The sequence below is a fragment of the Streptomyces achromogenes genome, from assembly GCF_030816715.1.
Taxonomy (GTDB): Bacteria; Actinomycetota; Actinomycetes; order Streptomycetales; family Streptomycetaceae; genus Streptomyces; species Streptomyces achromogenes_A.
In genome coordinates, this window is record NZ_JAUSYH010000001.1 from 3,506,263 (window position 1) to 3,520,002 (window position 13,740).

Annotated in this window: 10 protein-coding genes; 7 read left to right on the plus strand and 3 right to left on the minus strand. The window is 73.3% G+C overall.

What is annotated here, in order from left to right:
* The first annotated feature begins 4 nt into the window (after window positions 1-4).
* The 5 genes from QF032_RS15720 to QF032_RS15740 all read left to right on the plus strand — a co-directional run bounded on the left by QF032_RS15720 (window position 5) and on the right by QF032_RS15740 (window position 8,794).
* On the plus strand, window positions 5-832 hold the full coding sequence (locus tag QF032_RS15720; RefSeq protein WP_307050118.1) for a carbohydrate ABC transporter permease: 828 nt from the start codon (window positions 5-7) through the stop codon (window positions 830-832).
* Window positions 833-989: 157 nt separating this feature from the next.
* Window positions 990-3,266, plus strand: a complete 2,277-nt coding sequence (locus QF032_RS15725; RefSeq protein ID WP_307043401.1) for a bifunctional glycosyltransferase/CDP-glycerol:glycerophosphate glycerophosphotransferase — start codon at window positions 990-992, stop codon at window positions 3,264-3,266.
* 165 nt (window positions 3,267-3,431) lie between these two features.
* Window positions 3,432-5,681: a bifunctional glycosyltransferase/CDP-glycerol:glycerophosphate glycerophosphotransferase gene (locus tag QF032_RS15730; protein ID WP_307056260.1), complete on the plus strand. Its 2,250-nt coding sequence runs from the start codon at window positions 3,432-3,434 to the stop codon at window positions 5,679-5,681.
* Between the two features lie 5 nt (window positions 5,682-5,686).
* Window positions 5,687-8,008 carry a bifunctional glycosyltransferase/CDP-glycerol:glycerophosphate glycerophosphotransferase gene (locus QF032_RS15735; RefSeq protein WP_307056261.1) on the plus strand — a complete coding sequence of 774 codons (2,322 nt, stop codon included), beginning with the start codon at window positions 5,687-5,689 and terminating at the stop codon, window positions 8,006-8,008.
* Between the two features lie 162 nt (window positions 8,009-8,170).
* The gene (locus tag QF032_RS15740) at window positions 8,171-8,794 is read left to right on the plus strand and encodes a hypothetical protein (RefSeq protein WP_307043406.1); all 624 of its coding nucleotides are present in this window, start codon (window positions 8,171-8,173) and stop codon (window positions 8,792-8,794) included.
* A 104-nt stretch (window positions 8,795-8,898) separates the two neighbouring features.
* Here QF032_RS15740 and QF032_RS15745 read toward each other — a convergent pair whose 3' ends face one another.
* Window positions 8,899-9,312, minus strand: a complete 414-nt coding sequence (locus QF032_RS15745; protein ID WP_306951933.1) for an organic hydroperoxide resistance protein — start codon at window positions 9,310-9,312, stop codon at window positions 8,899-8,901.
* Window positions 9,313-9,429: 117 nt separating this feature from the next.
* Between QF032_RS15745 and QF032_RS15750 the strand changes: the two genes are divergently transcribed.
* Window positions 9,430-9,954: a MarR family winged helix-turn-helix transcriptional regulator gene (locus QF032_RS15750; protein ID WP_307056262.1), complete on the plus strand. Its 525-nt coding sequence runs from the start codon at window positions 9,430-9,432 to the stop codon at window positions 9,952-9,954.
* 45 nt (window positions 9,955-9,999) lie between these two features.
* Here the strand turns inward: QF032_RS15750 and QF032_RS15755 are convergent, their stop codons facing one another.
* Window positions 10,000-11,694 carry a glycosyltransferase family 39 protein gene (locus QF032_RS15755; protein ID WP_373430347.1) on the minus strand — a complete coding sequence of 565 codons (1,695 nt, stop codon included), beginning with the start codon at window positions 11,692-11,694 and terminating at the stop codon, window positions 10,000-10,002.
* Between the two features lie 307 nt (window positions 11,695-12,001).
* Window positions 12,002-12,649 (minus strand): TetR/AcrR family transcriptional regulator, encoded by a 648-nt coding sequence (locus tag QF032_RS15760; RefSeq protein ID WP_306951930.1) that lies wholly within the window; start codon window positions 12,647-12,649, stop codon window positions 12,002-12,004.
* Window positions 12,650-12,822: 173 nt separating this feature from the next.
* Between QF032_RS15760 and QF032_RS15765 the strand changes: the two genes are divergently transcribed.
* A complete protein-coding gene (locus tag QF032_RS15765) occupies window positions 12,823-13,740 on the plus strand; it encodes an ABC transporter permease (protein ID WP_306951928.1) in 918 nt (305 codons plus the stop codon).

Genomic DNA, 13,740 nt, shown 5'->3' on the forward strand with positions numbered 1-13,740 from the left:
GATCATGGAGAAGCTCAACGGCGGGCTGGTCCGCGCCTTCCTGATCGTCGTCGGCCTGTTCTGGCTGGTGCCGACCGTGGGACTGCTGATCTCCTCGCTGCGGCCCCCCGAGGACATGAGCGTCAGCGGCTGGTGGGAGGTGTTCGCCAAGCCCTCCCGGCTGACCTTCGACAGCTATCAGAAGCTGCTGGAGAACGGCGACATCACCGACTCGCTCGTCAACACCGCGCTGATCACGGTGCCGGCGACGGTCCTGGTGGTCGTCATCGGCTCGCTCGCGGGATACGCGTTCGCGTGGATGGAGTTCCCCGGCCGCGACTGGTGGTTCCTGGGCGTCGTGGGGCTGCTGGTGGTGCCGGTGCAGGTGGCGCTCATCCCGATCGCCGAACTGTTCGGCAAGATCGGCCTGTTCGGGTCGATCATGGGCGTGGTGCTGTTCCACGTCGGGTTCGGGCTGCCCTTCGCGGTGTTCCTGCTGCGGAACTTCTTCGCGGAGATCCCGCGCGAGCTGCTGGAGGCGGCCCGTCTCGACGGGGCGGGCGAACTCCGGCTGTTCGCCCGGGTCGTGATGCCGCTCGGCGGGCCGGCGATCGCGTCGCTGGCCATCTTCCAGTTCCTGTGGGTGTGGAACGACATGCTGGTCGCGCTGGTGTTCAGCGACGCGGGCAGCCAGCCGATCACCGTCGCCCTGCAGACCCAGGTACGGCAGTTCGGCAACAACATCGACGTGCTGGCGCCCGGCGCGTTCATCTCGATGGTGATTCCGCTGGCCGTCTTCTTCGCGTTCCAGCGGCAGTTCGTGTCGGGGGTGATGGCGGGCGCGGTCAAGTAGCCGCGAACGACAGGGCGGACCGGTCAGTGTCGCCGGTCCGCCCTGCTCCGTTCACCCGAAATTCCCCCGTATGCCACAGAAACCGTAACCACGTCACTCCATCGGCCGTTTCCGGGCAAGGCCCTGTCTACCGCCCGCGCCGACCCATGGATGTCCCTTGCCCAGGTTCAGTGTCATCGTTCCCGCGTACAAGGTTCAGGCGTACCTGCACGAGTGCCTCGAGTCGGTGCTGTCCCAGTCCTGCGCCGACCTCGAACTGATCGCCGTCGACGACTGCTCGCCGGACGCCTGCGGAGAGATCATCGACGAGTTCGCGGCCCGGGACGCGCGGGTGCGCGCCGTGCACCTGCCGGAGAACGTCGGTCTGGGGCGGGCCCGCAACGCGGGTCTGGAGCGGGCGACCGGCGACTACCTGGTGTTCCTCGACTCCGACGACACGCTCACCCCGGGCGCGCTGCACGCGATCGCCGACCGGCTGCGGGAGACGGGCGAGCCGGACGTCCTGGTCTACGACTACGCGAGCACGTACTGGACGGGGGAGTCGGTCCGCAACCAGTTCGCCGAGCAGCTCGGCGAGGAGGGCACGGCTCCGTTCCGGCTGGCGGACCGCCCCGGGCTGCTGCGGGTGCTGATGGTGGCCTGGAACAAGGCCTACCGGCGGGAGTTCGTCGAGGGCGCGGGACTGGTCTTCCCGCCCGGCTACTACGAGGACACCCCGTGGACGTATCCGGCACTGCTGTCGGCGCAGTCGATCGCGACACTGGACCGGGTGTGCGTGCATTACCGCCAGCGCCGCCGGGGCAACATCCTGTCCACCACGAGCCGGGGTCACTTCGACGTCTTCGAGCAGTACGACCGGGTCTTCGCGTTCCTCGAGGGGCACCCCGAACTCGCCCACTGGCGGCCGGTGTTGTTCCGCCGCATGGTCGACCACCTCTCGACGGTGTTCACCAAGCGCGACCGCCTGCCGCGCGGCTCGCGCGCCGAGTTCCTGCGCAAGGCCCGCGCCCACTACCGCCGTTACCGCACCCCCGGCGTCCCGGTCCCGCTGCGCTCGCGGCTGCGGCACACCCTGGTCCACTTCGGCGTGCACCGCGTGTACCGGGCGCTCCAGGCGTCCATGACCGTGCGCCGGCGCACGCACAAGGCCGTGTCGAAACTGGCCATCTCCCTCAAGGCGGCCGTCCTGCAAGCCCATTACCGGGTGCAGCTGCGGTTGCCGCTGCGCGCCGACCGGGCCGTGTTCGCCGCCTACTGGGGCCGCGGGCACAGCTGCAACCCGGGTGCGTTGGAGGCCGCGTTCCGCACCTTCGCACCGCAGGTGCGCACGGCGTGGGTGGCCCGCCCCGAGCACCGGGGAGCCGTCCCGCCGGGGCCGCGCCAGGTGCGCCCCGGCACGGCCGCCTACTGGACGGCGCTGGCCCGCTCCAAGTACCTCGTCAACAACGTCAACTTCGACCGGCGGCTGGTCAAGCGCCCCGGCCAGGTCTTCGTGCAGACCCAGCACGGCACCCCCCTCAAGCACATGGGCCTGGACCTCCAGGAACGCCCGGCGGCCGCCCGTGACATGGACTTCGCGGAGCTGCTGCGGGGCGTCGACAAGTGGGACTACGTCCTGTCGGCGAACCGTCACACCACCCTCACCTGGGAGCGGGTCTACCCGGGCCGCTACGAGACCCTCGAGTACGGCTATCCCCGCAACGACGTCCTGCTGCGGGCGACCGGCGCGGACGTGGCCCGGCTGCGCGAGTCCCTGGGCATCCCCCGCGGCACGGTCGCCGTGCTGTACGCGCCCACCCACCGCGACTACCGCCGCGTCCAGCGCTGCCACCTCGACCTGGAACGCGTCATGCGCCGGCTGGGCCCGCGCTTCGTCGTCCTGGCCCGCGCCCACTACTGGCAGGAGAGCCCGCTCGAGCGCGGGACGCCCGGCGTCATCGACGTCAGCGACCACCCGAGCGTGGAATCCCTCTGCCTGGCCTCGGACGCCCTGCTCACCGACTACTCGTCCCTCATGTTCGACTACGCCAACCTGGACCGCCCCATCGTGATCCACGCCGACGACTGGGAGGCGTACGAGGCGGCCCGCGGCACCTACTTCGACCTGCGGTCCTTCCCGCCGGGCGCGGTCGCGCGCAGCGAGGACGAGCTGATCGACATCTTCACCACCGGGCACTGGCGCGGCTCCCGCTCGGCGCAGCTGCGGGCCGCGTTCCGTGAGCGGTTCTGCCCGCACGACGACGGACGCGCCGCCGAGCGCGTCGTACGGCGGGTGGTGCTGGGCGAGACGGCCGTGCCGCCGGCCGTGCCGCTCGCCGAGCGCCGTCCGGTGCCGTCCGCGGCGCAGTCGGAGGCGCCGGCCGGGTCGGGGCGTCCGCCGCTGGCCACCGTGCCGCGTCCCTCCGGTCCGCCGGCCGTCACCGAACGCCGCTGAACGCCGATCGCCCCCGGGAGTTCCCCATGCCCACCGGCTCGTCGCGGCCGACTCCGACCCGGCCCTCCACCTGGCGCCCTACCGGGCGCCCCGGCCGGGTCCGCACGGCCTGAGCATCAGGCACCTCACCGAGCAGACTCACCGAGCAGACGGAGAAAGAGCAGCATGCCCCGCTTCAGCATCATCGTCCCGTCCTACGGGGACGGGGGTCCCCCCGGTCGAGTGGATACGCGGCTGGGGGAGGGCCGGCTGTCCCTGGCGCTGGACTCCGTGCTCGCCCAGTCCTTCGGCGATCTCGAGCTGATCCCGGTCGCCGACGCGCCCGACGCCGTGGCCGCGGGCACCGCCGCCGGGTACGCGGCGCGCGACTCCCGGGTGGTCCCCGTGCAGGCGCCGCCCGCGTCGGGCCTCGCCGGCGTCCGCAACGCCGGAATGCGGGCGGCGACCGGCGCGTACGTGCTGTTCCTCGACGGCGACGACACCCTCGCCCCCGGGGCCCTGGCCGCGCTGGACGCCCGCCTTGCCGAGACCGGCGACGTGGACGTCCTGTACGCCGAGCACGAGCGCGTCCACTGGTGGGAGGGCGGGCAGGACGCCGCGGCGGCCGCGCTGCCCGCGAGGATCCCCGACGGCGCCTTCGCACCCGACGAGGCACCCCGGCTGACCGGGCTGCTGCTCCCGGTGTGGGGCACCCTCTACCGGCGCTCCTTCCTCGCCGAGCACCGGCTCGCCTTCCCCGAGGGGCACTTCACGGACGTCGGCTTCGGCGGCCTCGTCACCGTGCACGCGGGCCGGGTCGCCGTGACGCGTTCGGTCGTCGTACGGCATCTGCTGCGGCGTCAGGGCGACCCGCTGAACCGGCCGGGCGAGCACCACCTGGACCTGCTGGAGCAGGCCGGGCTGGTGCTGACCCGGGCGGCCGGGCAAGGATTGTCCGAGGACCGGTCGGGGGCGCTGTTCGACCAGCTCCTCGCGGCCGTCCTGAAGACCGCCGCGCACCCGGCCCGGCTGCCGCGACGCAGCCGCCGGGCCTTCTTCCGCCGCGCGCGCCGGCTGTACCGGCGGCACCGCCCGGCCGGTCACCGCAGGCCGGCCGGGAGCCTCGGGGTGCAGCACCGGCTGCTGGCGGCCGGGGCGTACACGGCGTTCCGGGCGCTGCGCGGCGCCAACCGCAAGGCGTCGTCGGCCGCCCGGCGCGTCCCGCGCGCGCGGGGGCTGCGCACCCGCCTGTACTACCGCAGTCAGCTGCGCCGTCGCATCGATCCCGGTCTGGCCGTGTACTGCGCCTACTGGGGCCGCGGTTACGCCTGCAACCCAGCCGCGATCCACGCCAAGGCCGCCGAACTCGCCCCGCACATCCGCTCGGTGTTCCTCGTCGAGGCCGGCCAGGCGCACACCCTGCCGGAGGGCGTCGAGCACGCCGTCATCGGCAGCCGCCGCTACTGGCAGGTGCTGGCCCGCGCCAAGTACCCTCTCGTCAACAACGCCAACTTCGAGGGGGCGGTCGTCAAACGCCCCGGCAGCGTGCACCTGTCGACGCAGCACGGCACGCCGCTGAAGAAGATGGGCGTCGAGCAGGCCGAGCACCCGGTGGTCGCCGCCGCCACCGGCAGCTTCGAGCGCCTCCTCGGCCGGGTCGACCGCTGGGACTTCAACCTCAGCTCGAACCGGCTCTCCACCGAGGTGTGGGAGCGGTCCTTCCCGTCCTCCTACGAGATGCTCGAGTACGGCTATCCGCGCAACGACGTCTACTACACCGCGTCCGCGGACGACGTGCGCCGGGTGCGCCGGCGGCTGGGCGTCCCGGAGGGCCGCATCGCGGTCCTGTACGCGCCCACCCACCGCGACCACGACGCCGGTTCCGACTCCCGGCTCGACCTCGGGGCGCTCTGCGACGCCCTGGGCGACGACTTCGTGATCCTGCTGCGCGCGCACTACTTCCACGACGACGACCGGGCCCGTCCGCGCGACGAACGGATCATCGACGTCACGGCGCACCGCTCGTCCGAGGACGTCTGCCTCGCGGCGGACGCCCTCGTCACCGACTACTCCTCGATCGTCTTCGACTACGCCAACCTCGACCGGCCGGTCGTCGTGTACGCCGACGACTGGGACGTGTACCGCGAGACGCGCGGCGTCACCTTCGACTTCCCGGACTCCCCGCCCGGGCCGGTCGCCCGCACCCCGCGGGAACTGGCCGAGGTGTTCCGCTCCGGCCGCTGGACCTCGGCGGAGGCGGCCGAGCTGCGCGCCCGGTTCCGCGCCCGCTTCTGCGAGTTCGACGACGGACGCGCCGCCGAGCGCGTCGTGCGCCGGGTGCTGCTCGGGGAGCCTGCCGAGCACATCGAGCCCGCCGTTCCGCTCGCCCGGCGCACGCCCGCGCCCGCCGCCGCGCCGACCTCCTCGAGGAGCTGACCTTCGTGCCCCGCTTCAGTGTCATCGTCCCCGTCTTCAAGGTGCAGGGATTCCTGCGCGAATGCCTCGACTCCGTGCTGGAGCAGTCGTTCGACGACCTCGAGGTGATCGCCGTCGACGACTGCTCGCCCGACGGCTGCGGCGCGATCCTCGACGAGTACGCGGCGCGAGACCCGCGGGTCAAGGCCGTCCACCTGCCGGAGAACGTGGGCCTGGGCCGTGCCCGCAACGCCGGCCTGCCGCACGCCACCGGCGATTACGTCCTGTTCCTCGACAGCGACGACCGCTACACGCCCGGACTGCTGCGGGCGGTCGCCGACCGGCTCGACGCGACCGGCGACCCCGACATCCTGGTCTTCGACCACGTGCGCACCCACTGGTGGGGCCGCGCGGGCCGCAGCGACGCGGCGGACCTCCTCGAACAGGCCGGCGCCGGCACCTTCGACATCCGCCGCTCCCCCGAGTACCTGCGGCTGTTCCTGGTCGCCTGGAACAAGGCCTACCGCCGGGACTTCTTCCTCGGGCACGGTTTCCGGTACCGGCCGGGGCTGTACGAGGACGCGCCCGTCACCTACCAGAGCATGGTCACCGCGGAGCGGATCGCCTGTCTGGACCGGGTGGGCGTCGAGTACCGGCAGCGGCGGCAGGGCGCGATCACCCGCACCCCCGGTCGCAAGCACTTCGACATCTTCGAGCAGTACGAGGGCCTGTTCGCGTTCCTCGCCGAGCGGCCCGGCCTCGACTGGGCGCGGCCGCTGCTGTTCGAGCGGGCCCTGGACCACATGCTGTTCGCCGTGGCCCGCCCCGAACGCGTGCTGCGCGGCGACCGCAAGGAGTTCTACCGGCACATCCGGGCCTTCTACCGGCGGCACGTGCCACCCGGTTTCACGCCGCCGCCGGACAGTCGCCGCGCCGAGATCCGGCTGCTCGCGCTCGCCCCCCACCACCGCGCCCACCTCGCTCTCGGCCTGTGGCGACGCGGCGGCAAGGCGACCAGGCGCGCGGCGAGCCGGCTGCGCGACCTCGTCGCCAGGCACGCCAAGCGGTCCTGGTACCGCGTCCAGCTGCGGCGGCCGCTCGACCCGCGACTCGCCGTGTACTCCGCCGGACACAGCCGCGCCGTGAACGGCGACCCGCGGGCGATCCACGCCAAAGCCGCGGAACTGGCCCCGCGGGTGCGGGGCGTGTGGGTGGTGCGTCCCGACGCGCTGGACCGGGTGCCGCCGGGCGTCGAGTGCGTGACGACGGGTTCCTGGCGCTACTACCGGGTGATGGCGCGCGCCACGCACTGGTTCAACGACTGCAACTGGGCCGGAGACCTGGTCAAACGGCCGGGTTCGGTGCATGTGCAGACACACCGCGGCACGCCGCTGAAGCACATGGCGCTGGACCTCCTCGACCGTCCGGGCGCCCGGCACGGCACGAACGTGCGCGGCATGCTCCGGCGCAGCGACCGGTGGGACGTCAGCCTGGTCGCGAACCGGCACTCGGAGGAGGTCTGGCAGCGCGCCTACCCCTGCCACTTCGCATCGCTGCGCAGCGGAAGCCCGCGCAACGACGTCCTGGTGAGCGGCGGGGCCGAGCACGGGACCGGGCGCGGGGCCCAGCTGCGCGAACGGCTCGGCATCGACGCCCGCGAGACGGTCGTCCTCTACGCGCCGACGCTGCGCGACTACCGCAGGGGACGGCACGTCTGGCGGGTCGGCCTGGAGGCGCTGACCGCGTCCCTCGGCCCCGGGCACCGGCTGCTGGTGCGCCTGCACCCGAGCCTGGCCCGGCATCCCGAACGGGCACTGGTGCTGCGCGACCTGCACCGGCGCGGCGCGCTGACGGACGTCACGGACGAGCCGCACGTCGAGGAGGTTCTGCTGGCCGCCGACGCCCTGGTCACCGACTACTCGGCACTGATGTTCGACTACGCGGTCCTGGACCGGCCCATCGTGATCCACGCCGACGACTGGGCGGCCTTCCGGGCGACCCGGGGCGCCTACTTCGACATCACCGCCGAGCCGCCGGGACACGTCACGCGGTCCGACGAGGAGCTGGCGAAGGCGTTCACCTCCGGCGCCTGGCGGGACGAGGAGTCGGCCCGGCTGCGGGCGGCGTTCCGGGAGCGGTTCTGCGAGTACGACGACGGGCGGGCCGCGGAGCGCGTCGTCCGGCAGGTCCTGCTCGGCGAGCCGCCGGAGGCGATGACGGCCGACGGCGACGGCCGGGAGGACAGTGACGGCCGGGAGGGCGGTGGCGGCCGCACCCGGCAGGACGGCGGCGTCGTCCGGATCCCGAAGGCCGTCGACCGCTCGGCGCGCCGGCCGCAGCTGCGCTGACACCCGGCCGCCGGACATGTGGAGAACCGAGGCGCGAAGGGCCTGTGCCGCACCCCGGCGGCGGCCCGGCCCGGGCGCGCCGCGCCGGCGCCGCGGGCCGGGCCGTCCCCCGTGCGGCCTAGCCGCCGAGAACAACGCGCCGTGAGAGGGAAGGCGCGTGGCATGCGCCCCACTGTCCGCACCCCCTGGCCCCTGACGCCCTACCGGTTCGCCGGCGTCCTGCTCTGGACGGCGATGTCCCTCGCGTACTGGCACGACGCGTACGGGCACGACCCGCTGAGCCGCACGGCGGCGGCGGGCCCGTTCAACCTGCTGGTGCTGCTGACCGGCATCGGCCGCTTCGCGCGCGTGCTGACGGGCCGTCCCTGGGCGGCGGCGCTGGGCCTGGTCGCCATGGCCCTGGTGTGGCGCGGCCACCTCGGCTGGACGGCGGCCGCCGGCGACCTCGGTCACCCCTCGACGCTCGCCGTGGGGCTCGCCTTCTGGGTCTGGGCGGCGACGGCCGCGCGCGCGGGGGCGGTGCGCTGCCGGGTCCGCTATCTCGGCCCGAGCGGCCTCAGGAGTCACTGGGGGTACGCGTGGCTGGGCGCGCTGTACGGGCTGATCCTGCTCGTGGACCCGGTCGCGTGCGCCGCGGCGGCCGTCGGCGCGGCGGCGATCGTCGCCGGCTGGGAACGCGAGCGGCGGGCCGCCGTGTGGAGCCGGTGGGCGCTCACCGCGGCGGTTCCGCTGGCGGTCGCGTGCTGCGGGCCGTACGTCGGAGTCGTGCCCGGGGGCCGCTGGTAGCGCGGCCTCGGCCGCGTCCGCCGCACGCGAGCGGCCCCCGAAGGGAGCGGGACCGCTTCCTCCGGGGGCCGTCGGACGAGCGGGGCCTCGGCGGCCCCTGGGGACTACTCGATGACGAGCTCGACCGGGATGTTGCCGCGGGTGGCGTTGGAGTAGGGGCAGACCTGGTGGGCCTGCTCGACGAGCTTGCGGCCGGTCGCCTCGTCCACCGTGTCGGGCAGCTCGACGCGCAGGGTCACCTTGAGCGCGAAGCCCTCGCCCTGCTGGCCTATGCCGACCTCGGCGGTCACCGCGGCGTCGCTGACGTCCACCTTCGCCTGGCGGCCGACGAGGCCGAGGGCGCTGCCGAAGCAGGCGGCGTAACCGGCGGCGAACAACTGCTCCGGGTTGGTGCCCTGTCCGTTGCCGCCCAGCTCCGCGGGCATGGCCAGCGCCAGGTCGATCTTGCCGTCGGAGGAGACGGCGCGGCCCTCGCGGCCGTGGGTGGCGGTGGCGACAGCGGTGTAGAGCGCGTCCATGGAATCCATCCCTCTCAAGTCGATCCGGCGGCCCGGTCCGGCCGCCTCACACCGAGAAGTAGAGCACACAATTCAATTGGGCACAATCAAATAGTGGGTAAGAGTTATCCTGGAGGCATGACCGCCCCACTGCCACCCGCCGGCCACGAGAGCGCCACGGAGAACTGGCTCCGCCTGGACAGCCAGATCTGCTTCTCCCTGCACGCCGCGTCGCGCGCCTTCAACGGCGTCTACCGCGTGATCCTCAAGGACCTCGGGCTCACCTACCCGCAGTACCTGGTGATGCTGGTCCTCTGGGAGCGGGGCACGATGCCCGTCAAGCGGCTGGGCGAACACCTCCGCCTGGACTCCGGCACCCTCTCGCCGCTGCTCAAGCGCCTGGAGGCGGCCGGTCTGGTGCACCGTGAGCGCAGTGCCCGCGACGAGCGCTCGGTGGAGGTGCGGCTGACCGAGGAGGGCGCGGCGCTGCGCGAACGGGCCGTGGAGGTCCCGCGCAGGATCGTCACCGCCACCGGCCTCGGCCTCACCGAGATCGGCGAACTGCGCGACCGCCTGGACCACCTCACCGCCGCCCTGGACACGGCGACGTCACAGGACACGGCGACGTCACAGGACACGGCGGCGGCGGACGCGACGCCGTAGGACCGCCAGGATCAACGCCGGGGCCGGTGACCCGCCCGCCGGGGGCTACTGAACCCCGGCAGGTCGCCGACCACCGGACGCCGGAGGGCCACCGGGGCCGCCCACCGCGGGACGCCGGAGGTCACCGAACACCCGGCGCACCAACCCTCCGACGCCGGGGGACCGTGCGATGCCGGAGACCGTCGGGTCCCCGGAGCCGCCCGAGGGCGGGGAGCCGCAGGCCGACACCGCCCCCGGCTCGCGGCGGACGTAGAGACGCAGGGTCACGCCGGACCGTTCACGCTCCCACCGCGGAGTGAAACGCTCCTCCACGGCAACCAGCTTCAGGCGCTCGGTCGGGTCGCCCGGAAACCAGCGCGAGCGCAGCGCGTACGGCTGGGCGAAAACCCACAGCCGGTCCACACGCGCGAGCCTGCGCTGCAGTTCGCGCGGGCCGACCTCACGGCCGTACAGCGTGCCGGACCGGGCTCCGGGCGCCTTCAGCGCCAGGTCCCGCGCCCCCCGAAACCCTGCCGGATACGCGAGCGCCGCCCGCCGCCCGAGCGCCGGCAGGAACAGCACCGGGTCGCCGGGACGGACCTCGCCGGCCGCCAGGGCGGAGACCGCCGCGAGGTTGTCGGGGCGGTGCGCGAGGGTGCGGTAGTACCGGTGCAGTGGAAGCAGCTGGACGAAGACGAGCGCCACGGTCAGGACGCCGGCCGCGGTGACGGCCCGTGAACGCGAGGGACGTCCGGCGAGGACGGCCAGCCGGCGGACCACCAGGTCGGCCCCGGCCGCGATCAGCAGCGGCGCGCCAGCCAGGGCGTACAGCACGTACCGCTCGTGGTAGAGCGGCAGCACCTGCGAGAGCAGCATCAAGGCGGCCGGCGGCGCCAGCATCACCGGCGCCATGACGGCCGCCGTCCGCCCGGACCGCAGTCCCACCGCCATCAGGGCCACGCAGCCCCAGAACACCGCGCCTTCCGGGCCGGCGGTGAAGCCGCGGAGCAGCCTTTCGGCGCTCCCCCAGTCCGGCACCGGCAGCCACTCCACCTGACGCGACTGCCTCCGCGACTCCAGCGCCAGCGGCAGCAGCACGGCGACCGCCGCGCCGGCCGCGCGCGTCCAGCGCCGCCACACCGCCCGCGACGCCCGCAGCAGCGCCAGCGTGATCGCGTGGGCGCACAGCACGAGCACCGCCAGCTCGTGCAGCAGGCACGTCGCGGCGACGACGCCTGCGTACGCCCACCACACCCTCCCCGACCCGGCGCCCGGCGCCCGCCCGGTCCCGCCGTCCAGCGCCCGCACCAACAGCAGCGTCGCGCCGGCCGCGCCCGCCGCGACCAGCGCGTACGAGCGGCCCTCCTGGGCGTAGTGACCGGCGAGCGGCGTCACCGCGTACAGCAGGCCCGCCCACAGGCCGACCCGGGGCCGGGCCAGCCGCACCCCGAGCGCGGCGACCAGGCCCGCGGCGGCGGCCGCCGCGCACACGGACGGCAGACGCAGGACGACCTCACCGGGGCGGACGGCGAGGACGGCGTGCATGACGAGGTAGTACAGGCCGTGCACCGCGTCCACCCCGTGCAGCAGACGCCAGATCTGCGGCACCGTCCGGCGCGCCACCTGGAAGGTGACGGCCTCGTCGCGCCACATGCCGCCGCGGTCGAGCCCCCACAGACCGGCCGCGAGCATGACGGCGGCCGGGAGCGCGACGGCCAGGACCCCGGCACGGCCCGTGGGCCGCGAGCGTGCACACACCACGGGCCGATTCTGCGCGGCGCGTGCACCCATCACGGGGACTGACATCACCTGACGAACGGATTACACCAAAAAGTGATATACACCACCACTGCCATCCGGCGTGACGAGCACCTTGACGAAGCGTCACCTCCTGACGGTCGTCGCATGGCTCGCCACCCGCGCGCTGACGCTGCGGCTCCTCGCCCACAGCGCACCTCTGTGGCAACCCCCGCCCACCCCCGCCCCGTCCCCCGCACGGGACCCCGCCGCCGGCCCGCCGCCGGGCGAACCGGTACGGCCCCGGGGTCGAGGGCCGTCACCGGACGCGTCACAGCGTCTTGATCGCCTCGGCGGTCGCCCGGGCCAGCGCCCCCAGGTACCCCTTGGGCAGCTTCGGGCTGCGGATCACCACCGAACGCCAGTAGAGCGGGCCCGAGATCAGGTCGAGCGCCAGCTCCTCGCTCAGCCCGGCACGGACCTCGCCGCGCCGCTCCGCCGCCGCCACGATCTTCAGGGCGACGCCCTCCTGCCCCTCCTTCAACGCCTTCTGCAGGGCCTCGGCGATGTCCGGGTTGCGGGCCGCCTCGGCCTGCAGGTCGGGAATGATCTGCGAGGCCACCGGGTGACGCAAAGCCCGGGAGGTCACCTCGTACAGCATGCGCAGGTCGCCTTCGAGGCTGCCCGTCTCCGGGGCCGGCAGGCCCTGCACGGCGATCACCGAGACGATGTCGAGGACCAGGTGCAGCTTGGAACGCCAGCGCCGGTAGACCGCGGTCTTGCCCACGCCGGCCCGGCGGGCGATGCCCTCGATGGACATCCGGGCGTATCCGACGGACGCCAACTCCTCGAACACGGCTGCCCGGATGGCTTCCGTCACATCCTCGCGGAGCACGGCCGCGCCCGCGGGGGCCCGGCGGCGCGGGCGCGCCCCGGCTCCGTCGGCGTTCGTCGCGTTCGTCGTCATGCGACCCAGCATAGGGCGTTACGACGAAACGGTTGCGTTCCGACGTCCGATCGGCCTACTCTCACGTTGCGACGATACGGTCCCGTCCCGACGTAAGAAAACGTGAAGAAAAGCGTAAGGAAACGATCGGACGATTGCGGGAACGCCGCCGCCCGAGCCCCCCTCCCCGAGTGAAAGCAGCGGATGTGAGTCAGGTCCTCCACACACCGCCCCGCACGGAGGCCGCGCCCCACGGCGACCTCGCGGCCCTGGCGGCCCGACACGGCCTCACGGTCAGTGGCGCCCGGCCCACGCTGCCGGAGTACATCCGCCAGCTGTGGGCGCGCCGCCACTTCATCACCGCGTTCGCCACCGCCAAGCTCACCACCACCTACAGCCAGGCGAAGCTGGGCCAGGTCTGGCAGGTGATGACCCCGCTGCTCAACGCGGCGGTCTACTACTTCATCTTCGGTGTGCTGCTGAACACCAAGCGGGGCGTGGCGGACTTCATCCCGTTCCTGGTCACGGGCGTGTTCGTCTGGACGTTCACCCAGACCTCGATCATGACCGGCACCCGCGCCATCTCCGGCAACATCGGCCTGGTGCGCGCCCTGCACTTCCCGCGGGCCGCGCTGCCGATCTCGTTCTGCCTGCAACAGCTGCAGCAGCTGCTGTTCTCGATGGCCGCCCTGGTGTTCATCCTGCTCGGCGTCGGCGTCCCGCCGGCCTTCTCCTGGTTCCTCGTCATCCCGGCCCTGGCGCTCCAGTTCGTCTTCAACGCCGGCGTCTCCATGATCCTGGCCCGGCTGGGCGCCAAGACGCCGGACATCGCGCAGCTCATGCCGTTCGTCCTGCGCACCTGGATGTACATGTCCGGCGTGATGTGGAGCCTCGACAACCTGGTGAAGGCCCACCACGGCATGCCGTCCTGGGCCGCCGACCTGCTCCGGGCCAACCCCGCCGCCGTCTACATCGACCTGATGCGGTTCGCGCTGATCGACACCTTCCACGCGAGCCAGCTGCCGCCGCACGTGTGGCTGGTCGCCACCGGCTGGGCCCTGGTCGCCGGCGTCGGCGGGTTCATCTACTTCTGGAAGGCCGAGGAGACGTACGGACGTGGCTGA